Genomic DNA, 24,330 nt, shown 5'->3' with positions numbered 1-24,330 from the left:
CAACCCGAGACCGGAGGGAGTGAGACCGATGAACACCGTCCTTGTCGTGCGCATCGCAGACACCCTTCCCTGTGAGGCCGCCCGCCCGTAGCCCGTTTCGCGCCGGGCGTCCGGTGGCCTCCTGATCTCGGAGAACCACCGTGAACCTTCTCTCGTCACTCGACGACACCGTGCCGCAGGGCACGACCGCTTCGCCGTTCGGCGCGGCATCCGACCTTCGCTTCCAGTCCACCGAGCCCGGCGCCGACCAGCGCTGGTCGACGTGGCCAGCCACCCTGCCGAGCGAGCGCGGCCCCGAGCCGCGCCCCGACTGGCTCGTCACCTCCGCCGCGGCGATCGACACCGAGCTCGGGGTCGTGAAGACGGGCAAGGAGGCCGACCTGTTCCTCATCGAACGGGCCGTGCCCGATGCGCCCGCCGACGTGCCCGGCAACCGCTCGCTGCTCGCCGCGAAGCGGTACCGCACGACCGAGCACAGCGACTTCCACCGCTCGGCGATCTACACCGAGGGTCGCGGTACGCGCCGCACGCGCGACATGCGCGCCCTCACCAAGGGCACCTCGTACGGCCGCGCCATCGCCCGCGTGCAGTGGGCGTACGCCGAGTTCGACGCGCTCGGCCGCCTCTTCGAGCTCGGCGCCGCGGTGCCGTACCCGGTGCAGGTGAGCGAGACCGAGGTGCTCATGGAGTTCGTCGGCGAGGGCCGGGTCGCCGCTCCGCGCCTCGCCCAGGTGCGGGCGAAGCCGGATGAGCTGCGCGACCTGTTCCACCAGGTCGCCGACTTCATGCGCACGCTCGCCTTCGCGGGGCTCGCGCACGGCGACCTCTCGCCGTACAACCTGCTCGTGCACCGGGGGCGGGTCGTGGCGATCGACCTGCCCCAGGTGGTCGACGTGGTCGCGAATCCGCAGGGCTTCGACCTGCTGCACCGCGACTGCGTCAACGTGTGCGACTGGTTCACGCGGCAACGGCTCGAGTGCGACGCCGAGGAGCTCTTCGGCGAGCTCATCGCGGACGTGTACCGGTAGGGGGCGGGCGCGATACAGTGCACGGGATCGACGCGGATCGCCCCGGCGGGCGCGCCGTCACCCACCGTTCACCGGATGCCGGGAGACTCCCCCCATGACCGACCCTGACGCCCCCCGCGCCGCCGCCGACCGCGGCGCCACCACCGACGACTTCGAGGTGATGACGGGACTCGAGCTGCAGGGCGAGCGGCGCATCCCGCGCAAGCAGGTGTGGTCGTGGGCGCTGTGGGACTGGGCGACGCAGCCGTTCAACTCGGTCATCACCACCTTCGTGTTCTCGGTGTACCTCACGAGCGCGCTCTTCCTCCCGTCCGACGTCGCGGGCCTCGACGAGGGCGACCGTGCGTACGACCGCGGGCTCGCCGACCTGTCGAGCCAGCTCGGGCTGGCGATCGGCATCGGCGGCATCCTGATCGCCCTGCTGGCGCCCGTGCTCGGCCAGCGGGCCGACGCCGAGGGCCGCCGCAAGGCCTGGCTGGCCTTCGCGACCGGCGGCGTCATCCTGAGCATGGCGATGATGTTCTTCGTCGAGGCCGACGCCCGGTTCTTCTGGCTCGGCGCGGGGCTGCTCGCCGCCGGCACGGTGTTCTCCGAGATCGCGGGCGTGAACTACAACGCGATGCTCGTGCAGGTGTCGACGCCGCGCACCGTCGGGCGGGTCAGCGGCCTCGGCTGGGGCTTCGGCTACCTCGGCGGCATCGTCGTGCTCGCGCTCGTCGTGGCGGCGCAGCTCTCGGGCTGGTTCGGCATCCCCACCGAGGGCGGGCTCAACATCCGCATCGTGGCCCTGTTCTGCGCGGTCTGGACGCTCGTGTTCTCGCTGCCGATCTTCCTCAACGTGCCCGAGGCGCCGCCGGCGCCGGGCCGCGAGCGCGTGGGCTTCTTCCGCAGCTACGTCGTGCTCGTGCGGGACATCGCGCGGCTCTGGCGCGAGGCCCGGCCCACGTTCTGGTTCCTGCTCGCGAGCGCCGTGTACCGCGACGGCCTCGCGGGGGTCTTCACGTTCGGCGCGCTCATCGCGAGCGTCACGTTCGGGTTCTCGTTCAACGAGGTCGTGATCTTCGGGGTCGCGGCGAACATCGTCGCGGGCGTGTCGACGATCTTCGCCGGCCGCCTCGACGACCGGTTCGGGCCGCGCGCCGTGATCCTCGCGACGCTCGGCGGCCTCGTCGTCTCGACGCTCGTCGTGTTCTTCGCGCACGACGCCGGCACGGCCGTGTTCTGGGTCTTCGGCCTCTTCCTCTCGGCCCTCGTCGGCCCCGCGCAGGCCGCCAGCCGATCGTTCCTCGCGCGCGTGACGCCCGCCGGGCGCGAGGGCGAGATCTTCGGCCTCTACGCCACGACGGGTCGCGCGGCGAGCTTCCTCTCGCCGCTGCTGTGGGCGGGATTCATCTCCGTCGCGGGCGCGCAGTACTGGGGCATCCTCGGCATCGCCCTGATCCTCGCGGCCGGCTTCGTGATGATGCTCTTCGTGCGGCTGCCGAAGCGGGTGGCGGATGCCGCGGATTCGCCGACGCCGTCGGCGGCAGGCACCCCGGGCTGAACCGGTGCGGCGACGGGCATCCCGTTCGGTAATGTGAACCCGGCGAGATCCCGGCGTGTCCCCCCGCACGCCATGAGCCGGCGTGTCCCCCACGCCACGAGTGAGAGGCCGGCGCTCACCCCCGTGACGATGACCCCCAAGGCGAGGCAGCGCAAGCGAAAGCGCCGGCGCGCGGTCGCCTACGTCCTCGTCACGGCCGGCTGGGCCGCGTCGATCGGGCTGAGCACGCTGCTCGCGCCGCCGCCCTGGCTGCACACCATCGCGGTGTTCGTGCACCTCGCATCGCTCATCGTCGGGCTCGGCGCCGTGCTGATGGTGGAGTGGTACGGACTCCTGTGGGTCACCGAGTGGCGGTCCGTGCGGGACCTGCGGCAGGTGGACCTCACGCTGAAGGTGCCGATCTGGGCGGGATTGATCGGCCTGCTCGCAAGCGGCGCATTCCTGCAGCCGCACCTCGACTCGCCTGCGACGCTCGTGAAGCTGGGCGCCGTGCTCGTGCTCTCGCTGAACGGCGTCGCCCTCACGCGGTGGACGACGACGCTCGCGCGGTTCCCCCGCAAGATGCGCTTCAGCGCCCTTCCACGTCCGGCACGCGTGCGGTTCATCGCCAGCGCCACGATCTCCCAGCTCGCCTGGTGGACCGCCGTCGTCATCGGGATGCTGAACTCCACGTCGTGAGCTGCTCCCGCCCCGGTGGCCGCCCGACCGGTTCCTTGGGTTCGTTCAGATCCGCGAGATAGGCTCGGTTTCGACCCTGCTCCCGGCCCTGAGGACGAATCCATGCCCGACGCACTCGTGACGCGACCCCCGCGGTCCGTCGACCGTCGCGCGGTCGACCCTGCCCGCGAGACGGGAGTCCGTCGGTGAGCGCCGGCGGTCCGGCATCGCGCAGCGACCGGCGACGCATCCGCGAGGAGCGGCAGCGACGGCGGCGCATCACGTGGGCGGTCGTCGTCAGCGCGGTCGTCCTGGTCCTCGTCGGCGGTGCAGCGGTCGCCGCCGTCGTCGTCAACGGACAGGGCGGCGGCACCTCGGCACAGGCGAGCCCCGAGGCCACGCCGGAGCCGATCGTGTTCCCCGAGGACGAACCTGCGGCCACCGCGGGCGCGGCGCCGTGCACGACGGTGACGGTGCTCTCGTCGCTGGAGAACTCCGAGATGGTGGCCGCCCTCGTCGAGGGCTACAACGCCGCGCCGCGCGACGTCGACGGCACGTGCGTCACCGTCGTCGCCAAGGAGGACAAGTCGGGCCTCGCCGCCGAGGACGCGGCCACCGGCTTCACCGACGCGGCCGAGGACGCGCGCCCCACCGTCTGGATCCCCGACTCGAGCTCATGGCTCGCGATGGCACGCGATGGCGGAGGCGGCGCCAACGTGCCCGAGGAGGGCACGAGCATCGCGTCATCCGACATCGTGCTCGCCATGCCCCAGAGCCTCGCGGCGGCGATCGGCTGGGACGATGAGCGCCCGACGTGGGACGATGTGTTCGCCGCGGCCGGCAACGAGGACGCGTGGAGCGAGCTCGGCCACCCGGAATGGGGTGCCTTCAAGCTCGGCAAGACGAGCCCCCTGATCGCCAGCTCCGGCGAGGCGGCCATGCTCGCGTCGTACGGCTCCGCTGCGGGGTCGCTGAGCGAGCTCACGGCGAAGGACATCGAGGACCCCGACGTGACCGAGGAGGTCAAGCAGCACGAGCTCGCGACGAGCCACTACATGGCCACACCCGAGCACTTCCTCTGGCATGCGCGCCAGTCCGAGGAGAAGGGCTCCGTCGCCGACTTCCTCTCGGCCGTCATCGTCGACGAGAAGTCCGTATGGGACTACAACCGCGGCATCACGAGCCGCGACGGCATCACCCGCATCGAGAGCGATCCTCCGAAGGAGAAGCTCGTCCCGATCTACCCGAAGGACGGCTATTACGTCGCCGACAACCCGGCCGTCGTGCTGACGGGATCGTGGGTCGACGACACCGAGGCCGCGGCCGGAGCGGACTTCCTGCGGTACGCGGCGACCGCACAGGGCCAGCAGATCGTGCGCACCGGTGGGTACCGCGACCTCAACGGCGAGTTCGACCCGATGGTCGCCGAGGTCGGCCAGCTCGCCTCCGGCGAGTCGGGCGCCCTGCCCTTCCCCGACTCCAGCGTGATCGTGGCGACGAACGCGGCCTTCCCCGAGGTGCGCAAGCGCGCCCAGGTGCTCTTCCTCGTCGACGTCTCCGGCTCGATGGACGAGCCCATCGCGACCGGCGGATCGAAGCTCGCGGCGGCCAAGGACGCGATCACGAAGGCACTCGACTACTTCACCGCCGGTGACAACGTGGGCCTCGCCGCGTTCTCGTCCGTCGACGACGGCCCGATCACTCCCGGGCTCGTGGCCCCCGTGGCCGACATCGACACGGGTCGCACGAAGTTCCTGAGCGCACTCGGTGCCCTCAAGCCCATCGAGTTCACCCCGCTCTACGCGGCGGTGGACACGTTCGCGAAGCAGCAGGCCGCCGACTGGGACCCCGATCACATCAACGCGATCGTGCTCTTGAGCGACGGCAAGAACGAGACGCTGGGCGAACCGATCACGGCCGACCAGATGGTCGAGAACCTGCACGAGCTGCACGACACCACGCCGGTGCTCATCTTCACGCTCGCCTACGGCGCGGACGCCGACGTGAAGACGCTCCAGTCGATCTCGAGCGCCACCGGCGCCCACTTCTACGACGCGACCGACCCGACCAAGGTGGGCGACGTGCTCGGCGACCTCGTCACGAGCTTCTAGCCGAGCCGAGCGGGCGCGCGGCGTCGCTGACGGCGCGCGCTCACGGCGTCGGTGACGAGCGGATGCCGCGGCTCAGTCGCGCGGCCAGGCCGCCACGAAACGCGAGAGCAGCCGGGCGAACTCGGCCGTCTCCTCCGCGCTGAAACCGGTCAGTGCGGTTTCCACCGCCCCGCGCCGGGTGGTACGGGCGGACGCGAGCACGTCGCGACCGGCCGACGTGAGCACGAGCGCGCTCCGGCGCGCGTCGGCGGGGTCGGCCTCGCGACGCACGTGCCCCGCGTGCACGGCGGCCTGCACGAGGCGGCTCGCCCGCGGCTGGTCGACGCCGATCTCGTCGGCGAGCTCGCTCACCGAGAGCGGACGGTCGGATGCCTCGAGTGCGTCCAGCAGGCGGAAGCGCGCCGCGTGCGCCATCGCGTGCGGCCCGTGCCCCGGCCCGTGGTCGTGGCCGTCGTGGTCGTGAGCGTGAGCGTCGTGGTCGTGGCCGTGACCGTCGCCGTGCGGGCCGCCGCGGTGGTGGCGGCCGCCGCCCCACGGCCCGGGTCCGCCGCCCCGGCGGCCGAAGTCGGGCGCCTCGGGGCCGTCGCCCCACCGTCCCGTCCCCTCGCGTTCCGCGCGACGCTGCAGCCGGCGCCGGCCCTGGTCGCGGCGCATGGTCACGAGCGCCGCCTCGATCGCGCCGATCGGGTCCGGATCCACGGGTTCGCCGGACGGGACTTGACGGGACGGGTTCATACATGTCATTCTACATATACATGTCATTGAGCATGCAATAGTCGGAGGCGATGCACGGCCCCGAGCCACGGCATCCGGACACGCACCGGGAACGACCGCGCAGGCCGCCGCCGCATCCGCAACCACCCGCGCCGCCCGCGCACAGCCGGCGGTGCCCTGCGGCGCGCAGCGCGCCAGGAAGGGAACGGCCACCATGACCACCCCCGGAACGAACGACCACGACCACCTCGGCGACGTCCCCGACGCCGCCGATACGCCCGAGATCAGCGACACGAAGGACACCACCATGACGAACGACACCGACCACGACACCTCCACCGACGGCCCCGGCGACGCCGGGACCATCCCCACGAGCCCCCGCCCCCTCGGCTATTGGCTGCGCGTCATCGACCGCCGCCTCGACGACGAGATGCGCGCGCTCTTCGAGGCCGAGGGCCTCACCCGGCGCGACTGGCGCCGGCTCAACCTCATCGGCGGCGCCGTCGCCGATGCGCGCCTGGCCGAGCGCCTGGCCTCCCGCCCCGAGAAGGTCGAACCGCTCGTCGAGCGCGGCTGGGTCGAAGGCGAGCCCGGTGCCTGGCGGCTGACCGAGTCGGGCGTCGCCGCCCGCGACGCCCTGGTCGAGCGCGTCTCCGCGCTCCGCGCGAGGGTCGCCGGGGCCGTGGGCCCAGAGGAGTTCGCCACCACGCTGGCATCGCTCGAGGCCATCGCGCGCACGCTCGGGTGGAGCGAGGACGAGCGGATGCCGCACGGCCCGCGCCGCGGCATCCGTCGCCCCCACGGCCGCCGGCCGCGCCACCACGGGGAGCACCCGCACCACCACGGCGGCGAGCACCCGCACGACCACGGCCACGAGCGCCACCACGGCGGCGAGCACCCCTGCCGCGGGCACGAGTTCCACCACGGACGCGAGCGCCGACGCGGCGAACACCCCCGCCCCACCGTGTGACCGGCTCGGGCGAACCCGGCGAGCGGATGCCGCCGGCTTCGGGCCGCGGCATCCGTTCGCCGTCGCGGGGCTAGTGTCGGATCACCGAGCACGCCCAGCCGAGGAGGACCCGTGACCGAGGCCGACGAGACCGAGCGCCGCAAGCGGGGGCCGTATCGCAAGACCGGCGCCCGCCGGCGCGAGATCATCGCGGCCGCGCTCGAGGTGTTCTCGGCGTCGGGGTTCCGCGCGGGGTCCCTGAAGGACATCGGCGAGCGCATCGGCATCGATCCCTCGACGATCCTGCACCACTTCGGGTCGAAGGAGGCGCTGCTGCGCGCGGTGCTCGACGACAAGATCGCCCAGGACACCCAGTCGATCCCCGACATCGAGGAGCTCGACCCCGCCCTGATCCCGCGCGGCCTCATCGAGCTCGCCGAGCGCAACGACCGCCGGCCCGGGCTGATCTCGCTGTACGCGGTGCTCTCGGCCGAGTCGACCACGGTCGACCACCCCGGCGGCGAGTACTTCCGCGAGCGCACGGCTCGCACGCGGCGCGACTTCCGCACCGGGTTCGAGCGGATGCAGCAGCACGGCCTGCTGGCCCCGGGGGTCGATGCCGACTTCGCGGCGACCTCGACGTTCGCACTGTGGGACGGCGCGCAGATCCACTGGCTCATCGACCCGGACTCGGTGAGCGTCACCGAGACCCTGCGCCGGCACCTGCGACTCATCACGACCGTCACGGAGCTCTGAGCCACCGCGCGAGTTGCCGCTTCGGGCGACTCGGGGTACAGTCGGCCCAGCAAATCTCCAATGCTCATTGGAGATTGACGAAGCCGAATGCGAAGGCGCACGATGCGAACGACTCCCCTCAACCACGACTGGTCCGTCTCGCCCAAGCGAGGCCTCTTCGACGGCATCGGCGGCGAGCCGGTGCCCGACGCGGTCGTGTCGCTGCCGCATGACGCGATGCTCGCCTTCGAGCGCTCGGCGGAGGCGCCCTCGGGAGCGCACGGGGCCTACTTCCCCGGCGGTGCCGTCGAGTACTCGCGCACCCTCGAGCTCGGGGCCGACGCGGCGGACCGCGTGCACGCCCTCGTGTTCGACGGCGTCTACCGCGACGCGATGGTGTTCGTGAACGATCACTTCGCGGCGCAGCGACCGTCGGGCTACTCGCGGTTCGCCGTGCGGCTCGACCCGTTCCTGCGCCACGACGGCGAGCCCGACGTCATCCGCGTCGAGGCTCGGGCGCACCGCGACTCGCGCTGGTACTCGGGCCTGGGCATCCATCGCAACGTCGCGCTCGCGACCGGACCGCTCGTGCACCTCGCGCTCGATGGCGTCCGCGTCTCGACGCCCGGCATCGACGACGCCGGTGCGCTCGCCCAGGTCGACGCGACGGTCGCGAACGACGGCTTGCGCACCGCCACGGTCGTCGTCGGCGTCGAGATCGACGCGCCCGACGGCACCGTGATCGCACGGGGTCGCTCGCCGATCACGCTCCTCGCCGGCGAATCGGGCACCGTGCGCCAGCGGCTGTGGCTCGACTCCCCCGAGCGCTGGGACCTCGACAGCCCCGTCCTGCACCGTGCGCGCGTGACCGTGACGGGCGGCCACGACGGGGCGGAGGTCACGGATGCGGACTCGGTGCGCTTCGGCATCCGCACCCTGCAGCTCGACCCGCGGCACGGCCTGCGCATCAACGGCCGCTCGGTGAAGCTGCGCGGCGCGTGCATCCATCACGACAACGGCGTGATCGGTGCGAGGTCGATCGCCCGAGCCGAGCAGCGGCGCATCGAGCTGCTCAAGGCGGCGGGATTCAACGCGATCCGCAGCGCGCACAACCCGCTCAGCCCCGAGCTGCTCGACGCCTGCGACCGCGTCGGCATGGTGGTCATGGACGAGTCGTTCGACATGTGGGCCGAGTCGAAGTCGCCGTTCGACGCCTCGCTCGCCTTCCCCGAGTGGTGGGAGCGCGACCTCGAATCGATGGTCGCGAAGGACTTCAACCACCCCTCGGTCGTGTTCTACTCGATCGGCAACGAGATCCCCGAGACGGGCCGGCCGCACGGCTCCCGCCTCGGGCGGCTGCTCGCCGAGAAGGTGCGGGCGCTCGATCCGACCCGCTTCACGACGAACAGCATCAACGGGCTCGTCTCGGTCATCAAGGAACTCCCACCCATGGGCGACATCAACGATGCGATGGCCGACATGGGCACGATGATGACCGAACTGGTCTCCTCCGGCCTCGTCACCCGGCGCACGGAGGAGAGCTTCGCCGCCGTGGATGCCGCGGGCTTCAACTACGGCGACGGCCGCTACGGCCCCGACGCCACCGCCTTCCCGAACCGCGTCATCATCGGCACCGAGACGTTCGCGACCCGGATCGACGTGGGCTGGCCGCTCGTCATCGCCAACGACCACGTCATCGGCGACTTCACGTGGACGGGCTGGGACTACCTCGGCGAGGCCGGCATCGGCCGCGTCGACCACGTCGAACCGGGCGGCGGCTTCGGGGGCACCTCCGGGCCGTTCCCCTGGCAGCTCGCGTGGTGCGGCGACCTCGACATCACGGGCTTCCGCCGGCCCGCCTCGTACTACCGAGAGATCGTGTACGGACTGCGCAGCATCCCGTACCTCGCCGTGCGCCGGCCTCGCACGGATGGGCTCGTGCCGGCGGGCGGGCCGTGGTCGTGGTCCGACACGGTCGCCTCGTGGTCGTGGTCGGCGTCGGCCGGATCCGGCACGCCCGTGGTCGTCGAGGTGTACAGCGACGCCGGCGAGGTCGAGCTGCTGCTGAACGGCGCTTCGGTCGGTCGCGCCCCCGCCGGGCCGCAGCACCGCTACCGCGCCGAGTTCGAGGTCGGCTTCGAGCCGGGCGAGCTCGTCGCGGTCGCGTACAGCGGCGGAGTGGAGACCGGCCGCGACACGCTGCGCTCGGCCACGGGCGGGGTCGTGCTGCGCGCCGAGGCGGAGCGCAACGACATCCGCGCCTCGCTCGACGACCTCGCGTACGTGACGGTCTCGCTGACCGACGACGAGGGCATCGTGTGGCCCGACCGCGATCTCGACGTCGAGGTCGCCGTCGAGGGGCCCGGCCAACTGCTCGGGCTCGGCAGCGCCCGACCCGACACGACCGAGTCGTACCTCGCGAGCCGCACCCGCACCTTCGACGGACGCGCGCAGGCGGTCGTCCGCCCGACCGGCGCCGGCGAGATCACGGTCACGGTGCGCGCCGACGGGCACGAGCCGCGCACGGTCGTCGTGCGCGCGCGGGAGGAACAGGGGTAGGGGCGCGCCGGGACCTTCGCCCCCGACGCGTGTCCCGCCGTCGGCGAGACTGCCCTCGGGCGCGCACCGCGCCGAAGGGAGCCGGGATGGGCGACGCGGCGATCGCGACATCCGACCTGACCAAGCACTACGGCAAGGTCGCGGCGCTCGAAGCGCTCGACCTCGAGGTGACGCGCGGCGAGATCTTCGGATTCCTCGGACCGAACGGGTCGGGCAAGACGACGACGATCCGCCTGCTGCTGGGGCTCATCCGGCCCACGCGGGGCACCGCGACGGTCCTCGGCATCCCCGCCTCCGATGTCGCCGAGGCACACCGTCACCTCGGCTACGTGCCCGGGGAGGTGGCGCTCTGGCCGCAGCTGACCGGGCACGAGGTGCTGCGACTGCTGGGCAACGCGACCGGCTGGGTCGATACGGACTTCCGGGCCGAGCTCGTCGAGCGGTTCCACTTCGACCCCTCGGCGCGGGTCCGCTCCCTGTCGAAGGGCAACCGGCAGAAGCTCGCGCTCGTCGCGGCGCTCATGGGCCGGCCCGACGTGCTGCTGCTCGACGAGCCGACCGCGGGCCTGGATCCCCTGATGGAGGAGCAGTTCCAGATCGTGGCACGGGATGCGGCCGCTCGCGGCCAGACGATCTTCCTGTCGTCGCACATCCTCGACGAGGTGCAGGACCTGTGCGACCGGGTCGGCATCCTCCGGGCGGGGCGACTCGTGGAGGTCGCCGCCCTCGACGAACTGCGCCGGATCAGCACGACCATCGTCGAGGCGGTGTTCGACGGAGCGCCGCCGGTGCTCGACGGCGTGCCGGGCGTGACGGCGGTCGGGCCGATGGCCGGCGTGCCGGGCGGCATCCGCATCATCCTCGCAGGCGAACCCGACGCACTCGTGCGGCGGCTCGCGGAGCACCACGTGGTTCGGTTGCACACCGTCGAGCCGTCGCTCGAGGAGATCTTCCTCACCTACTACTGACCACCCCTCGCGGCGCGTCGCCGCGCCCGGGGGCCGACCGGAAGGGATGCCGCATGGCCACCGCGCACGCGACGCAGCCCGCGACGCACCGCCACGTGCGCTCCGGGCGTGCGCCGCGACCGTTGCGGTCGGTCGCGGGACTCACCGCGCGGCTCATCGCCCGCGGCGCCGTGGCCATCGCGCTCGCCCTCGGCGGGCTCATCGCGCTGGAGGGCCTCTCGTTCGAGACCGCCTACCCCGATGAGGCGTCGCGGCGCGCGCTCCTGATGTGGGGCGAGGATCCGGGGATCCGAATCATCTCCGGCCCGGCCACCGCGGTCGACACCGTCGGCGGATTCGCGGTGTGGGACGCGGGGCTCTCCCTCACGCTGATCCTCGCCGCGTGGGCGCTCACCGCCACGACGCGCGTGCTGCGCGGCGACGAGGACACCGGCAGGGCCGACCTCGTGCACGCCGCACCGGTCGGCGCCCGGTCGGTGCTCGTGCTGCAGCTGGCCGTGCTGCTCGCGGCCTGCGCCGTGATCGGCGGCGCCGTCGGTGTCGCGCTCGCGCTCATCGGCGCCGAGCCCGAGGGTTCGCTCCTCGTCGGACTCGCGATGTTCGCGTACGGGGGCACGCTCGTGGCGCTGTCGGCACTCGTCGCCCAGGTGTTCGGCACCCGACGCGTCGCGCTGGCCGTGTCGGGCGTGGTCCTCGCGGCGTGGATCCTGCTGCGCATGGCCGCGAACAGCGCCGAACGACGCGAGTGGCTCTCGTGGCTCACCCCCGTGGGCTGGACCGACCGGGTCGAGGCCTTCGGCGGGAACCGCTGGGCGGTGCTGCTCGTGCCGGCAGCCGCGATCGTGGTGCTCGCCGCCGCAGCGGTGGTGCTCCGCGGCATCCGCGACGCCGGCGGCGCCCTCGTGCGCTCGCGGTCGTCGGGAACGTCGCGGTGGTGGGGGCTCGGCGGGCCGATCGGCTTCGCGTGGCGCATGAACCTCGGCGTGCTGCTGGCGTGGGCGGCCGGCCTCGCCGCCGCCGGCCTGGTCATCGGGATGCTGCTGCCCGCCGTCGACGAGTTCCTCGAGTCCGACGAGGGATTCCTCGAGATCCTCGCGCTCTTCGGCATGTCCGCGGAGGACGTCGTGCTCGGCTTCGTCGCGATGCAGTCCGTCATCCTCGGGCTGGTCATCGCGGTCTACGCGGCCTTCCGCATGGGCGCGACCCGCGCCGAGGAGGCGTCGACCCGTGCGGAGTTCCTGCTCACCCGGCCGATGCGACGGTGGCGGTGGCTCGGCGCGCACGTCGTGACGCTCGCCGCATCCGTCGTGGCCCTCTCGGCCTTCGCGGCCACGGCCGTGTGGATCGGGGTGCTCGCGACCGACGGGCCGGTGACGGCCGCCGACGCGTTCGCCGCCTCGGCCAACGCGCTGCCCGCGATCGCCGTCTTCGCGGGGCTGGCCGTGTTCGTGTTCGGGCTGCTCCCGCGGCTGACCGTGCCGGTCGCCGCCGGTGCCGCGGTCGTCGCCTACGTCGTCGAACTCGTCGGACCGGTGCTCGAGTGGCCCGAGTGGGTGCTGAACCTCTCGCCGTTCCACCACCTCGAGCAGGTGCCGGTCGATCCGGTCGGCGTGCCCGCGGCGCTCGTGATGACGGGCATCGGACTGGTGCTGGCGATCGCCGGAATCCTCGCCTTCGAGCGCCGCGATCTCGTGGGGGCGTGAGGGGGGACCGCCTCCGGCCCGCCCGCTACAGTGACGTCGTGAGCGACTACGACGTGTTGGAGATGGGCGGCCTCGACGAGTGGCGGGAGCACTACGGCGGCTTCCGACCGGAGAGCTCGCGAGACGGCCGACGGATCGTCGACCACGACCTCACCATGCAGTACATCGGCATGACCGCGAACGCGTACGAGCCGGGCGAGGAGGCGGGCTACTGGCACACGCACTCCCGCATCGAGGAGCTGTACGTGTTCCTCGCCGGGCGCGGGCAGATGGGCCTCGACGACGACGTGGTCGAGGTGGGCCCCGGCACCGTGGTGCGCGTCGGCCAGGGCGTGTGGCGCACCTGGCGCTGCACGCCCGACAGCCCCGAGCAGCTGCGGTGGCTGTGCATCCGCGCGGGTGGCGCCGAGCTGCCGCACCTGCCCGACGACGGCACGCGCGACGACGACCGCCCGTCGCCCTGGTAGCCGCCGCGCCGCCCGCTCGGCCGCTCGGCGGCTCGGCCCGCTCGGCGGCTCGGCGGCTCGGCGGCTCGGCGGCTCGGGCGATGAGACACGAGTGGAGAGCACCGGCGGTGCTCTCCACTTTCAGGATAACCGGGGGAGGGGGACTTGCCGCAAGGCCCCGGTCGTGGCGCAGAATGGGCGGCCGACCGGATCCCTGAAGAGGAGCAGCCCTGACCCCCAGCGCCTTCGACCTGCCCGACCGCCTCGCCGCCAAAGCCGACCCGGCGCTGATCGCCCGCGATGAGCGGCACTTCGACGCCATCGCCCGCAGCCTCGCCGACGCGATCGCCGACCTGTCCAGCCGCCTCGATGTCGTGCGCATGGAGCGCGGCGGCAGCGGCCAGCAGGCGCTCGACCGCGACCTCGAGATCCACCGGCTCTCCGCCCGCCTGCGCACCCTGCGCCGCTACGGACTCGACCTCTGCCTCGGGCACATGGTCGCGGCGGATGACGCGGAGCCCGTCTACATCGGCCGCCTCGGCCTCACCGACAGCGCCGGGCGTCGACTGCTGCTGGACTGGCGATCGCCCGCAGCCGAGCCGTTCTTCGGCGCGACCCACGCGAATCCGATGGGGCTCGTGAGCCGCCGCCGGTATCGCTGGACCCGCGGTCGGATCGGCGACTACTGGGACGAGGTGTTCACCACGGACGGGCTCGACGGGCACGCGGCGGCGCTCGACGACGACTCCGCCTTCATCGCGAGCCTGGGCACCAGCCGCTCGCCCCGCATGCGCGACGTGCTCGGCACCATCCAGGCCGACCAGGACGCCATCATCCGCGCCGGTTCGCGCGGGGCGCTCGTCGTCGACGGCGGTCCGGGCACGGGCAAGACCGTCGTGGCCCTGCACCGCACCGCCTACCTGCTCTACTCCGACCCGCGCCTCGGCCACCGCCGCGGCGGCGTGCTGTTCGTCGGCCCGCACCAGCCCTACCTCGACTACGTCGCCGACGTGCTCCCCAGCCTCGGCGAGGAGGGCGTGCAGACCTGCACCCTCCGAGACCTCGTGCCCGAGGGCGCCGCAGCCGCCATCGAGGCCGACCCCGCGGTGGCGCGCCTCAAGTCCTCGGCCGAGCTGGTGCGGTCGATCGAGGCTGCCGTCCGCTACCACGAGCAACCGCCGACCCGGCCGATGCAGGTCGAGACCCACTGGTCGGATGTGCGGCTCGACGCCGACGACTGGGCCGAGGCGTTCGACGCCCCCGAACCCGGCACCCCGCACAACGAGGCACGCGACCAGGTCTGGGAGGGGCTGCTGACGATCCTCGCCGACAAGAACGACGGCGATGCGTCCGACGAGGAGTTCCGCACGGCGCTGCAGCAGCACGGCGGCCTCCGTCGCGCCTTCAGCCGGGCCTGGCCGCTGCTCGACACGGCCGGGGTCGTGGCCGACCTGTGGTCGGTCCCGGCCTACCTGCGACAGTGCGCACCCTGGCTCACCGCCGACGAGGTGCGGATGCTGCAGCGCGCCGACGCGCGGCGATGGACGGTCACAGACCTGCCGCTCCTCGATGCGGCACGGCAGCGCATCGGCGACCCCGAGGCGCCGCGCCGTCGGCGGCTCCGGGAGGCCGCACTCGCCGCCGAGCGCGAGGAGCGGGAGCGGGTCATGGAGCACCTGATCGCCGCCGACGACTCGGAGATGGCGGTCATGTCGATGCTGCGCGGCCAGGACGTCCAGAACACCCTGGTCGACGAGGCCGCACTGCCGAGCGCCGACCCCGACGAGCTCGCGGGCCCCTTCGCACACCTCGTCGTCGACGAGGCCCAGGAGCTGACGGATGCCGAGTGGCAGATGCTGCTGCTCCGTTGCCCGTCGCGGAGCTTCACCATCGTCGGCGACCGCGCGCAGGCCCGGCACGGCTTCACCGACTCGTGGCAGGAACGGCTCGCACGGATCGGACTCGACCGGGTCGACGTCGCCTCGCTGACCATCAACTACCGGACACCGGAGGAGGTGATGGCCGAGGCCGAGCCGGTCATCCGCGCGGCGATCCCCGACGCGAACGTGCCGACCTCGATCCGCAGCACCGGGGTCCCCGTCGGGCACGGGGCAGCGTCGGACCTCGACTCGATCCTCGACACGTGGCTCGCGGCGAACGCCGAGGGCATCGCCTGCGTCATCGCGCCGGAGGACGCCGAGGCGGGCGCGCAGCGCGCGACGCCGCGCGTCCGATGGCTGACTCCGCAGCTGTCGAAGGGGCTCGAGTTCGACCTCGTGGTCCTCGTCGACCCGGAGTCGTTCGGCACGGGGATCGAGGGGGCCGTCGACCGCTACGTCGCGATGACCCGCGCGACCCAGCGCCTCGTCATCCTCACGAGCTCCTCCTGACGGATCAGGGCGCCTTCTGCTCGGTGTCGCTCGAGAGGCGCTGCGCGAGGTAGATCGGGATGATCGACACGAGCACGAGCACCACGGCGATCACCGACACGATGGGCGCCTGGTTCGGGCGGAACATGTTGTTGAGGATGAAGATCGGCAGTGTCGTGACGCCCGAGCCCGCCGTGAACGTCGTCACGATGATCTCGTCGAACGACAACGCGAACGCGAGCAGTCCGCCCGCGAGGAGCGCCGAGCGCAGCTGCGGGAAGGTGACGAGGCGGAAGGTCGTCCAGACGCCGGCGCCGAGGTCGGCCGACGCCTCCTCGAGGCTCGTGCCCATGCGTCGCAGGCGCGCGATGACGTTGTTGAACACCGTGACGATGCAGAAGGTGGCGTGCGCGATCACGACCGTCCAGATCGAGAGCGGCACGCCCATGATCGTGCGGAAGAAGTTGTTGAGCGCGATACCGGTGATGATGCCCGGCAGCGCGATCGGCAGGATGACGAGCAGGCTGATCGCGTCGCGGCCGAAGAAGTCGAACCGCTGCAGCGCGAGCGAGATGAGCGTGCCGAGGGCGAGTGAGACGAGGGTCGCGATGATCGCGATCTGCACGCTCGTGAGCACCGCCTCCATGGCGCCGGCGCTCTGGAACGCCTTCTGCCACCACTCGAGGGTGAAGCCGGGAGGCGGCCAGGTGAGCGAGGTCGACGTCGAGAACGAGTTCACGAGCACCACGAACAAGGGCACGTAGACGATCACGAGGATCAGGGCGGTCACGACGCCGAGGGTCGTGCGCGACAGGCGGGAGAGACGCATCCGGAGCCCCTTAGAGGTTGTCGAGGGCGCCGGTGCGGCGCACGAGGAAGAGGTAGCCGAAGATGATCGCGATCGGGATGAGCGCGATCGCCGCGGCGAGCGGCAGGTTGTTCGCCGCGCCCACGTTCGTGTAGACGAGGTTTCCGAGCATCTGGTTCGCGCCGCCCACGATGTTCACCGTGATGTAGTCGCCGAGCGAGAGCGAGAAGCTGAAGATCGTGCCGGCGATGATCGCGGGCATGGTGAGCGGCAGCACCACGTGCCGCAGCGTCGGCCAGGTCTTTCCGCCGAGGTCCGCGGATGCCTCGAGCAGCGAGTCGGGCACCCGCTCGAGTCCGGCGTAGATGGGCAGGATCACGTACGGCAGCCACAGGTACGCGAGCGTGATGATGGTGGCGGGGAGGCCGTAGCCGGGCGTCGACCCGCCGAACGGGGCGACGAGCCATTCCCAGATGCCGTCCTGCGAGAGCACCGACCGCCACGCGTACGCCTTCACGAGGTAGCTCGCCCAGAGCGGGGTCAGCACCGCGATGAGGAGGATCCGCTGCATCCGCCGCGACGCCACCTTCGCCATGAAGAAGGCGATCGGCAGGGCGAAGGCCACGTCGATGATGGTCACGAGCAGCGCGACGCCCACGGTGCGCAGCGTCACCGTCTGGTACAGCGACCCGGTGAGCACCGTGACGATGTTGTCGAGCGTCCACTCCTGCGTGATCTCGCCCGTGAAGCTGTCGACCGACCAGAACGCGGTGACGAGCAGGAGCACGAGCGCGACGATGTAGACGATGCCGAGCCAGAACAGCGGTGCGGCGAGCAGCAGCGCGAGCCGGGTGCGCGGGTGCGTGCTGAGGAACACCGAGGCCCGTCGGGCCGGGGTGCGCTTCGGGCGCGGGACGCCGGCGCGCGGCGAGGCCCCGGGCGTGCCGGGTTCCAGTGCGGATGCCGCGTTCCGGGCGGATGCCGGTGCCGTCGCGTTCATCGTCATGCTGCTTCCTGTCGGTGGGGTGTGCGGGCGTGTGCGGGTCGAGGAGCCGGCTCCTCGACCCGCACCGGTCAGGGCGTCAGCCCTTGATCTCCTGCCAGGCCGCGGTCCAGGCGGCGTAGTCGGTGCACTTCACGTCGGTGCGACCGTCGAGGCACTCCTCGATCGGGGTCGACCAGTACCAGATCTGCGACGCGTAGTCGGCGTCACCGGCGTGGTACGCCTCGCAGTCGTCGCGGAACTCGCAGGCCTGGTCGCTCGAGGGCGCCTCGCCGAAGTACGACGTCGCCGCCGCGTTGGCCTCGGGGCTCGCGATGTAGTCGAGCCACGCGTACGCGCAGTTCGGGTTCTTCGCCTCCGACGCGATCATCCAGGTGTCCGACCATCCGGTCGCGCCCTCTTCGGGGAGCACGACGTCGGTGGTCGCGCCCTCCGACGCGAGCACGTTCTGGATGACCTGCCAGCTCGTGCCGACGACCGTGTCGCCGGTCGTGAAGGCCTGGATCTCCTTGAGGTAGTCCGACCAGTACTCGCCGATGTTCGCACGCTGCTGCTTCAGCAGGTCGACGGCCGCCGCGAGCTGCTCCTCGTCGAGCGCGTAGGGGTTCTCGATGCCGAGCTCGGGGTTGTGGGCCATGAGGTACACCGCGGCATCCGCGATGTAGATCGGGGAGTCGTAGGCCGTGACCTTGCCGGCGTAGTCACCCGACTTGTCGAAGACGACGTCCCACGAGGTGGGGGCGGTCGGGAAGACCTCCGTGTTGTACATGAGGAGGTTGGCGCCGTAGCCGTGCGGCACGCCGTAGGGCACGCCGTCGACCGAGTTCCACGACTGGTCCTTGAGGAAGGGGTAGATGTTCTCGTAGTTCGGGATGAGGTCGGTGTTGACCGGCGCGACGTCGCCCGCGGCGACGAGGCGCAGCGACGCGTCGCCCGAAGCCGACACGACGTCGTAGTCGCCCGTCTTCATGAGGTTGAGCGCCTCGTCGGAGGTGCCGAAGGTCTTGACCGTGACCTTGCAGCCCGTGTCGTCGGTGAACGGGGTGACCCAGTCGACCGCGGGGTCGTTCGAGCCGTCCTCGACGTAGCCCGGCCACGCGAGGATCGAGACCTGGCCCTCCATGTCGCCGAGCTCGGTGGGAGCCTCGGAGGCGGCCGAGCCGCCGCCGCCCTGGGCCGTGCCGCAGGCGGTGAGCAGCGCGACCGAGGTGATCGCGAGCCCGACGGTCACGCCGCGGCGCGCCGTGCGCGGAATGCGCTTCATGGTTCTCTCCTGGTTTCTCTGTGGGTGGTGCGTTGGGGTGGTGCGTTTCGGGGAGCTGCTGGTCGAGTAGGCCGAAGGCCGTATCGAGACCTCGGCTTCGAGCGCTAGGCCGGCGCCGGCGCCGCGGCATCCGCCCCGCCGAGGGCGACGACGTCGCCGTCGTGCCAGCTCACGACGACGCGGTCGCCGCGGTCCTCGTCGTGCCTGCGGTTGCGGTCGTTCTGCTCGAGCACGCTCACGCGCAGGCCGGCGTCGAGGTCGACGACGATGCGGATGCCGCTGCCGAGGTAGATCGTCTCGACGACGGTGCCCGCGGCGTTGATCACGCCCTCGCCCGCCTCGCCGGCGCCGGCGCCGACGGTCATCTTCTCGGGGCGCACGGAGTGCTGCCCGCCGCGGCCGAGGATCGCGCGGGACCGGTCGTCGTCGAAGAGGTTCGAGGTTCCCACGAAGTCGGCGACGAAGCGGGAGACGGGGCGCTCGTAGAGCTCGGCGGGGGTGCCGAGCTGCTCGATGCGGCCGTTGTTGAACACGGCGACGCGGTCGCTGAGGGTGAGCGCCTCCTCCTGGTCGTGCGTGACGAAGATGAAGGTGATGCCGAGGTCGCGCTGGATCTCCTTCAGCTCCACCTGCATCTGCTCGCGGAGCTTGAGGTCGAGCGCGCCGAGCGGCTCGTCGAGCAGGAGCACCTTCGGCTCGACCACGGTGGCGCGAGCGAGGGCGATGCGCTGGCGCTGGCCGCCCGAGAGCTGCGAGGGCTTGCGGTCGGCCATCTGCTCGAGGCGCACCGCGGCGAGCGCCTTGCGCGCCCGCTCGTTGCGCTCGGACTTGCCGATGCCGCGCACGCGCAGGCCGTAGGCCACATTGTCGAGCACGCTCATGTGCGGGAACAGCGCGTAGTCCTGGAAGACGGTGTTCACGTCGCGGTCGAAGGGCGCACGCTTCGTGACGTCGTCGCCGAAGAGCTCGATGGTGCCGCCGGTCGGCTGCTCGAAGCCCGCGATGAGGCGCAGCACCGTGGTCTTGCCCGAGCCCGACGGACCGAGCATCGAGAAGAACTCGCCCGCGGCGATCTCGAGGTCGACATGGTCGACGGCGGTCACGGCGCCGAACTCCTTGGTGAGCCCGGAGAGCCGGATCGCCGGCTGCTGGTCGGTCATGGACGATCTCCTTCGATGTCGATACTGGAAATCATATGGATTCATATGTCATAGTCCAGACCTGCGTGTTACGGTCGCATCACGGAATCGGGGGGCGGCCACCCCAGTGCGGGGGCCACGCTCCCGCCCCGACGCTCGAGGAGGAGGACGATGCCGAACGCCACGACGCGCGCCGACGCCGCCCGAGCCGTGATCTTCTCCCCGCTCGAGGGCGCCGGACGCGCCGAGCTCGTCGAGCAGCGCCTCACCGACGCGATCGTCGCCGGCGTGCTGCGCGACGGCGAGCGCCTGCCGAGCGAGGCCGACCTCGCGAAGTTCCTCGGCGTCGCGCCCGTCACCGCCCGTGAGGCGCTCGTGGCCCTGCGCCACAAGGGCCTCGTGCGCACCCGCCGCGGTCGCGACGGCGGCAGCTTCGTGACCTACGACCGGGATGCCTCCACCCGCATGCTCGAGGAGCGCGTGCGCGCGCTCAGCCGCATCGAGCTGCGCGACCTCTCGCTGCACTACGCCGCGATCGCCGGCATGGCCGCCGAGGTCGCCGCCGACCGGGCGAGCGACGACGACGTGCAGAGCCTCGTCGAGATCGACGCCCGCGCCGACCTCGCCACCCCGGGCGGCGCCCGCCGCGCGGTCGGCCGCTTCCAGCTCGAGGTCGCCGCGATCAGCCAGTCGCCGCGGCTCGTGCACGAGGAGCTGCGCCTGCAGGCGGAGGCCGGGGCCCTGCTCTGGCTCTGCCTGCGCGATCAGGAGTACCGTGACCGCAGCAGGGAGAGCCGGCTCGAGGTGATCGACGCGATCCGTGCAGCGGACTCCACGTCCGCCCGCGTCGCGACGACCGCGCACATCGGGTCGGCCGTGGAATGGCTCATCGACGAGAAGGTGCGGCTCGAGGCGGCGTCCGACTCGCCGATCGCCCGGCACGAAGGGAGCAGCCCATGACGCAGGCACTCGCCACGGGCGCCGACGCGATCGCGCTGCGCGTCGCCGCCGTGATCGACCCGGTGTTCGCCCTCATCGACGGCTGGCAGCAGGAGCTCGAGCGACTGCTCGCCGACGACCCCGAGCCCCGCGCCGCCGACCTCGACCCCGCGATCGCGTCCACGGTCGCCGCCGAGCTCGACCGCGCGGGCACGCTCATCACGGGGGCCGGCTTCGTGGCCGCGCCCGGCTACCTCGCCGACGCCCCGTGGCACCTCGCGTGGTGGCTGAGCGACGCCAACACCTTCCGGCCGGCGCCCGGCGGCGGCATTCGTCGCCTCGAGGCCGTGAGCGACCCCGACTCCGAGGCGTTCCGCGACTACACCACGCTCGAGTGGTGGCGCGTGCCGGAGCGCACCGGCACACGGCACCTCACGGGCCCGTACGTCGACTACCTCTGCACCGACGACTACACCGTGACCGTCACCACGCCCGTCACGGTCGGCGGCGAGATGGTGGGCCTCGTCGGGGCCGACATGTACGTCGCGCGGCTCGAGCAGGTGCTGCTCCCGGTGCTGCGCGAGGCGACGCAGCCGTGCACCGTCGTCAACGCCTCGGGCCGCATCGTCGCGTCGACCGACGCGCACCGGGCGACCGGCGCGCTGCTGCGGCTCGAGGGCCTCGCCGAGATGCTCGCGCCCGTGCGCGCCTCGGGGGGCGCGGTGGCCCCGACGGATGCCGCGACGCTGCCCGGCGGCGCGACCGTCGTGCCGTGCGGCGACACGTCGCTCGCGCTCGTGGTGGAGTAGCGCGCGGCTCGGCCTCAGGGCACTTGGGCGAGCACCGTGTCGACGGCCCGCATGATGCGCAGCGTCGCCGCGTGGCTCGAGAGCTCGTGCTCGAGGCGACCGTCGTCGATCGCCTCGGCGACCGCCTCGAGCATCGGCACGTAGCCGTTGCCGACCTTGGGCATCGAGACCTCCTCACGATCGAGCGCGAACCCGCCGGTCGGCCGCTCGATCACGAAGCCCTCGGTCGCCCAGAACGCCGGCAGGACGCGGATGCGGCCGGCGGTGCCGCCGATCGACGCGTCGCACGGCAGGATCGCGCGGAGGGAGGTGGCGAGCGACGCCTGACGGCCGTCGGCATAGCCGAGCAGCACGGCGAGCTCGCTGTCGACGGCGGTCGGCCGCCCGTCGGGGCCCAGCCGGGACCCCGTCGCCGCAAGGGTTGCGTGCTCTCCGAAGAACAGGTCGGCGAGCGTCAGCGGGTAGACGCCCTGGTCGAGCGCCGAGCCGCCGCCGCGGACCGCGTCCCACAGCCGGTGCGCCGGATCGGTGATGGCGAAGCCGAACGAGGCGTCGAGGTGGCGCGGCTCGCCGATCGCGCCCTCGGCGAGCAGCTCGGCCACGCGCCGGATCGCGGGGTTGAAGCGCATCCACATCGCCTCCATGAGGAAGACGCCGCGCTCGCGGGCGAGGGCGGTGAGCTCCTCCGCCTCCGCGGCGTTCATCGTGAAGGCCTTCTCGAGCAGGACCGCCGTGCCGTGCTCGATCGCCCGCCGCGCGAGCTCGAAGTGGCTGTCGTGCGTCGTCGCGATGTAGAGCAGGTCGATCTCGTCGGAGGCGAGGAGCTCGTCGACGCCCAGCGCGCGCGGGATGCCCCGGTCGTCGGCGAACGCGCGGGTGCGCGCGGCATCGCGTCCGCCCACGGCGACGAGGTCGAACGCGTCGACGCGCTGGAAGTCGGGGACGATCATGTCGGCCATCCAGCCGATGCCGAGGATGCCGACGCGGATGCGGGAGTCGTGGGTCATGGGCGCCACGCTAGCCGACGCGGCATCCGACCACTCAGGCGTCGCCGGGCTCGACCGAACCGCGCGCGTTGTAGACGACCGCGTCGGAGGCGCCGTACGCCCGGAACACGGCGAGCGCCTCGTCGCGCAGCAGCCCCGTGGTGACCCGGATGCCGCGGCGCTCGAACTCGCCCACCCAGTCGGGATGCATCGGGCCCTCGTCGAACCCCGTGAGGTCCTCGCACTCGGGCCCGTCGCCCGCGATCGTGAGGCGCCGCACGCCCGACCACATCGTGGCGCCGTAGCACATGACGCACGGACGCCAGTTGACGAGCAGCTCGAGGTCGGCTCCGTCAGCCCCGAGGTCCCACCGACCGAGGCGTCGCTGCGCGAGGCTCAGCGCCGTGACCTCGGCGTGCGTCGAGCTCAGCCCGCTCGAGAGCACGACGTTCACGCCCGCAGACACGAGCGCGCCGGATGCCGCGTCGACGACGATCGCCGCGAAGGGTCCGCCGTTGCCGGCCCGCCAGTTGCGGTCGGCGAGCTCGTGCACGAGCGCCATGCGCTCCTCGGCGGAGCCCAGCGGGCGGTCGGCGAGCGAGTCGAGCTCGGCGCGGAGCCAGTCGGGCAGTGCGACGGTGAAGTGGGTGGCGAGCGCGGCATCCATGCGCCCATTCTGCCGTCACACGGCGTGACGGGGCTGGGTTCACGGCGGCTTCGGATGCGACGATGGGCGGATGACGCAGCGCCCGCCCGCCCTCGTGGCCGTGTCGCACGGCACCTCGTCGCCCGAGGGTCGCCTCGCCGTGCGCGGCCTGTTCGACGCCGTCGCAGCAGCGGTCGCCGAGCGGTACCCGGATGCCACGCCGTCGACTCGGCTCGGCCACGTCGACGTCGAGCAGCCCGACGTGCCCGCGACGCTCGCGACGCTCGAGCCCGGGGAGCCCGCCGTCATCGTGCCGCTGCTGCTCTCGGCGGGCTACCACGTGCACGTCGACCTCGCCGAGGCGGCCACGGAGGCGGCCGACGCCGGGCGCGCGGTCGTGATCGCCGGGGCGCTCGGGCCCGACGACCGGCTCGTCACCGTGCTGCGCCGACGGCTCGTGGAGGCGGGCGCGGGCGACGCGGATCCCGTGGTGCTCGCCGTCGCCGGATCGAGCGACGCACGCGCGGTCGTCGACTGCCGTGACATGGCCGCGCGGCTCGCGGCGGCATCCGCCGGGCCCGTGTCGCTCGGCTTCCTCTCGGCGGCCGAGCCGCGGCTGCCCGACGCGGTCGCGGCAGCGCGCGCCGAGCACCCCGCGTCGCGGCTCGCGGTGGCGAGCTACCTGCTCGCGCCCGGCTACTTCCAGGATCTCGCGGCGGCCACCGCTCCCGACGTGCTCGCCGAGCCCGTGCTGCGCCACGACGACGCGGCGCCGGCCGAGCTCGTGGCGATCGTGCTCGACCGCTACGAGGCGGCGCGAGCGGCGGCATCCGACCGCCTCGCCTGACACCGGCGGCGGCACGCTCCGCGCCCGTTCCGGCGCGCGATCGGCGCTTCCGCGCACCGATCGCGCGGTCTCGGCCCCCACTACCGCAGCGGAACGCCGCGGCGGCG

The 24,330-nt window shown here is 72.4% G+C and carries 21 protein-coding genes; 14 read left to right on the top strand and 7 right to left on the bottom strand.

Annotated elements, in window-relative coordinates; all coding sequences use genetic code 11:
- Positions 1-140: 140 nt before the first annotated feature.
- The 4 genes from EDM22_RS04210 to EDM22_RS04195 all read left to right on the top strand — a co-directional run bounded on the left by EDM22_RS04210 (position 141) and on the right by EDM22_RS04195 (position 5,339).
- The gene (locus tag EDM22_RS04210) at positions 141-1,028 is read left to right on the top strand and encodes a serine protein kinase RIO (RefSeq protein ID WP_245989176.1); all 888 of its coding nucleotides are present in this window, start codon (positions 141-143) and stop codon (positions 1,026-1,028) included.
- A gap of 94 nt (positions 1,029-1,122) precedes the next feature.
- Positions 1,123-2,571 carry an MFS transporter gene (locus tag EDM22_RS04205; protein WP_122935816.1) on the top strand — a complete coding sequence of 483 codons (1,449 nt, stop codon included), beginning with the start codon at positions 1,123-1,125 and terminating at the stop codon, positions 2,569-2,571.
- Positions 2,572-2,700: 129 nt separating this feature from the next.
- A complete protein-coding gene (locus EDM22_RS04200) occupies positions 2,701-3,249 on the top strand; it encodes a hypothetical protein (protein WP_122935815.1) in 549 nt (182 codons plus the stop codon).
- Between the two features lie 185 nt (positions 3,250-3,434).
- Positions 3,435-5,339, top strand: a complete 1,905-nt coding sequence (locus tag EDM22_RS04195) for a vWA domain-containing protein (protein WP_122935814.1) — start codon at positions 3,435-3,437, stop codon at positions 5,337-5,339.
- 72 nt (positions 5,340-5,411) lie between these two features.
- Here the strand turns inward: EDM22_RS04195 and EDM22_RS19965 are convergent, their stop codons facing one another.
- Positions 5,412-6,074 (bottom strand): MarR family winged helix-turn-helix transcriptional regulator, encoded by a 663-nt coding sequence (locus EDM22_RS19965; RefSeq protein ID WP_245989174.1) that lies wholly within the window; start codon positions 6,072-6,074, stop codon positions 5,412-5,414.
- A gap of 193 nt (positions 6,075-6,267) precedes the next feature.
- On the opposite strand from EDM22_RS19965, the gene EDM22_RS04185 reads away from it, so the two are divergent.
- The 7 genes from EDM22_RS04185 to helR all read left to right on the top strand — a co-directional run bounded on the left by EDM22_RS04185 (position 6,268) and on the right by helR (position 15,803).
- Complete coding sequence (locus tag EDM22_RS04185; protein ID WP_122935813.1) at positions 6,268-7,023, top strand: MarR family winged helix-turn-helix transcriptional regulator; 756 nt, start codon at positions 6,268-6,270, stop codon at positions 7,021-7,023.
- 111 nt (positions 7,024-7,134) lie between these two features.
- Positions 7,135-7,758 carry a TetR/AcrR family transcriptional regulator gene (locus EDM22_RS04180; protein WP_122935812.1) on the top strand — a complete coding sequence of 208 codons (624 nt, stop codon included), beginning with the start codon at positions 7,135-7,137 and terminating at the stop codon, positions 7,756-7,758.
- A gap of 102 nt (positions 7,759-7,860) precedes the next feature.
- A complete protein-coding gene (locus tag EDM22_RS04175) occupies positions 7,861-10,296 on the top strand; it encodes a glycoside hydrolase family 2 TIM barrel-domain containing protein (protein WP_122935811.1) in 2,436 nt (811 codons plus the stop codon).
- 86 nt (positions 10,297-10,382) lie between these two features.
- On the top strand, positions 10,383-11,264 hold the full coding sequence (locus EDM22_RS04170) for an ABC transporter ATP-binding protein (protein ID WP_122935810.1): 882 nt from the start codon (positions 10,383-10,385) through the stop codon (positions 11,262-11,264).
- 53 nt (positions 11,265-11,317) lie between these two features.
- On the top strand, positions 11,318-12,967 hold the full coding sequence (locus EDM22_RS04165; RefSeq protein WP_122935809.1) for an ABC transporter permease: 1,650 nt from the start codon (positions 11,318-11,320) through the stop codon (positions 12,965-12,967).
- A gap of 38 nt (positions 12,968-13,005) precedes the next feature.
- Complete coding sequence (locus EDM22_RS04160) at positions 13,006-13,434, top strand: cupin domain-containing protein (protein WP_122935926.1); 429 nt, start codon at positions 13,006-13,008, stop codon at positions 13,432-13,434.
- 209 nt (positions 13,435-13,643) lie between these two features.
- A complete protein-coding gene (gene helR / locus EDM22_RS04155) occupies positions 13,644-15,803 on the top strand; it encodes an RNA polymerase recycling motor ATPase HelR (protein ID WP_122935808.1) in 2,160 nt (719 codons plus the stop codon).
- Between the two features lie 4 nt (positions 15,804-15,807).
- Here the strand turns inward: helR and EDM22_RS04150 are convergent, their stop codons facing one another.
- The 4 genes from EDM22_RS04150 to EDM22_RS04135 form a co-directional block, all read right to left on the bottom strand.
- Positions 15,808-16,611, bottom strand: coding sequence for an ABC transporter permease (locus EDM22_RS04150; RefSeq protein ID WP_122935807.1), 804 nt, complete (start codon positions 16,609-16,611; stop codon positions 15,808-15,810).
- Between the two features lie 10 nt (positions 16,612-16,621).
- Positions 16,622-17,596 (bottom strand): ABC transporter permease, encoded by a 975-nt coding sequence (locus EDM22_RS04145; protein WP_122935806.1) that lies wholly within the window; start codon positions 17,594-17,596, stop codon positions 16,622-16,624.
- A gap of 76 nt (positions 17,597-17,672) precedes the next feature.
- Positions 17,673-18,857 carry an ABC transporter substrate-binding protein gene (locus EDM22_RS04140; protein ID WP_122935805.1) on the bottom strand — a complete coding sequence of 395 codons (1,185 nt, stop codon included), beginning with the start codon at positions 18,855-18,857 and terminating at the stop codon, positions 17,673-17,675.
- Positions 18,858-18,961: 104 nt separating this feature from the next.
- On the bottom strand, positions 18,962-20,017 hold the full coding sequence (locus tag EDM22_RS04135; RefSeq protein ID WP_122935804.1) for an ABC transporter ATP-binding protein: 1,056 nt from the start codon (positions 20,015-20,017) through the stop codon (positions 18,962-18,964).
- 150 nt (positions 20,018-20,167) lie between these two features.
- Between EDM22_RS04135 and EDM22_RS04130 the strand changes: the two genes are divergently transcribed.
- Positions 20,168-20,956 (top strand): FadR/GntR family transcriptional regulator, encoded by a 789-nt coding sequence (locus EDM22_RS04130; protein ID WP_122935803.1) that lies wholly within the window; start codon positions 20,168-20,170, stop codon positions 20,954-20,956.
- Positions 20,953-21,744: a PDC sensor domain-containing protein gene (locus EDM22_RS04125; protein ID WP_122935802.1), complete on the top strand. Its 792-nt coding sequence runs from the start codon at positions 20,953-20,955 to the stop codon at positions 21,742-21,744. Before EDM22_RS04130 ends, EDM22_RS04125 begins: the two co-directional genes overlap by 4 nt.
- A gap of 14 nt (positions 21,745-21,758) precedes the next feature.
- On the opposite strand, the gene EDM22_RS04120 is transcribed toward EDM22_RS04125, so the two are convergent.
- A complete protein-coding gene (locus EDM22_RS04120) occupies positions 21,759-22,751 on the bottom strand; it encodes a Gfo/Idh/MocA family protein (protein WP_122935801.1) in 993 nt (330 codons plus the stop codon).
- A 34-nt stretch (positions 22,752-22,785) separates the two neighbouring features.
- Positions 22,786-23,397 carry a nucleoside deaminase gene (locus EDM22_RS04115; RefSeq protein ID WP_122935800.1) on the bottom strand — a complete coding sequence of 204 codons (612 nt, stop codon included), beginning with the start codon at positions 23,395-23,397 and terminating at the stop codon, positions 22,786-22,788.
- 70 nt (positions 23,398-23,467) lie between these two features.
- On the opposite strand from EDM22_RS04115, the gene EDM22_RS04110 reads away from it, so the two are divergent.
- The gene (locus tag EDM22_RS04110; RefSeq protein WP_122935799.1) at positions 23,468-24,223 is read left to right on the top strand and encodes a sirohydrochlorin chelatase; all 756 of its coding nucleotides are present in this window, start codon (positions 23,468-23,470) and stop codon (positions 24,221-24,223) included.
- The last annotated feature ends 107 nt before the right edge of the window (positions 24,224-24,330 follow it).

It is taken from the genome of Agromyces tardus (genome assembly GCF_003710805.1).
In the GTDB taxonomy this organism is placed as follows: domain Bacteria; phylum Actinomycetota; class Actinomycetes; order Actinomycetales; family Microbacteriaceae; genus Agromyces; species Agromyces tardus.
This window is presented reverse-complemented; position numbering and strand designations above follow the sequence as displayed.

Excerpts from the sequence above, each read along its gene's own strand:
- EDM22_RS04150 (WP_122935807.1), bottom strand. The coding sequence starts at position 16,611 with ATGCGTCTCTCCCGCCTGTCGCGCACGACCCTCGGCGTCGTGACCGCC.
- EDM22_RS04185 (WP_122935813.1), top strand. The coding sequence starts at position 6,268 with ATGACCACCCCCGGAACGAACGACCACGACCACCTCGGCGACGTCCCC.
- EDM22_RS04125 (WP_122935802.1), top strand. The coding sequence starts at position 20,953 with ATGACGCAGGCACTCGCCACGGGCGCCGACGCGATCGCGCTGCGCGTC.
- EDM22_RS04205 (WP_122935816.1), top strand. The coding sequence starts at position 1,123 with ATGACCGACCCTGACGCCCCCCGCGCCGCCGCCGACCGCGGCGCCACC.
- EDM22_RS04140 (WP_122935805.1), bottom strand. The coding sequence starts at position 18,857 with ATGAAGCGCATTCCGCGCACGGCGCGCCGCGGCGTGACCGTCGGGCTC.
- EDM22_RS04165 (WP_122935809.1), top strand. The coding sequence starts at position 11,318 with ATGGCCACCGCGCACGCGACGCAGCCCGCGACGCACCGCCACGTGCGC.
- EDM22_RS19965 (WP_245989174.1), bottom strand. The coding sequence starts at position 6,074 with ATGAACCCGTCCCGTCAAGTCCCGTCCGGCGAACCCGTGGATCCGGAC.
- EDM22_RS04110 (WP_122935799.1), top strand. The coding sequence starts at position 23,468 with ATGACGCAGCGCCCGCCCGCCCTCGTGGCCGTGTCGCACGGCACCTCG.
- EDM22_RS04170 (WP_122935810.1), top strand. The coding sequence starts at position 10,383 with ATGGGCGACGCGGCGATCGCGACATCCGACCTGACCAAGCACTACGGC.
- EDM22_RS04175 (WP_122935811.1), top strand. The coding sequence starts at position 7,861 with ATGCGAACGACTCCCCTCAACCACGACTGGTCCGTCTCGCCCAAGCGA.
- EDM22_RS04145 (WP_122935806.1), bottom strand. The coding sequence starts at position 17,596 with ATGACGATGAACGCGACGGCACCGGCATCCGCCCGGAACGCGGCATCC.
- EDM22_RS04115 (WP_122935800.1), bottom strand. The coding sequence starts at position 23,397 with ATGGATGCCGCGCTCGCCACCCACTTCACCGTCGCACTGCCCGACTGG.
- EDM22_RS04130 (WP_122935803.1), top strand. The coding sequence starts at position 20,168 with ATGCCGAACGCCACGACGCGCGCCGACGCCGCCCGAGCCGTGATCTTC.
- EDM22_RS04120 (WP_122935801.1), bottom strand. The coding sequence starts at position 22,751 with ATGACCCACGACTCCCGCATCCGCGTCGGCATCCTCGGCATCGGCTGG.
- EDM22_RS04200 (WP_122935815.1), top strand. The coding sequence starts at position 2,701 with ATGACCCCCAAGGCGAGGCAGCGCAAGCGAAAGCGCCGGCGCGCGGTC.
- EDM22_RS04135 (WP_122935804.1), bottom strand. The coding sequence starts at position 20,017 with ATGACCGACCAGCAGCCGGCGATCCGGCTCTCCGGGCTCACCAAGGAG.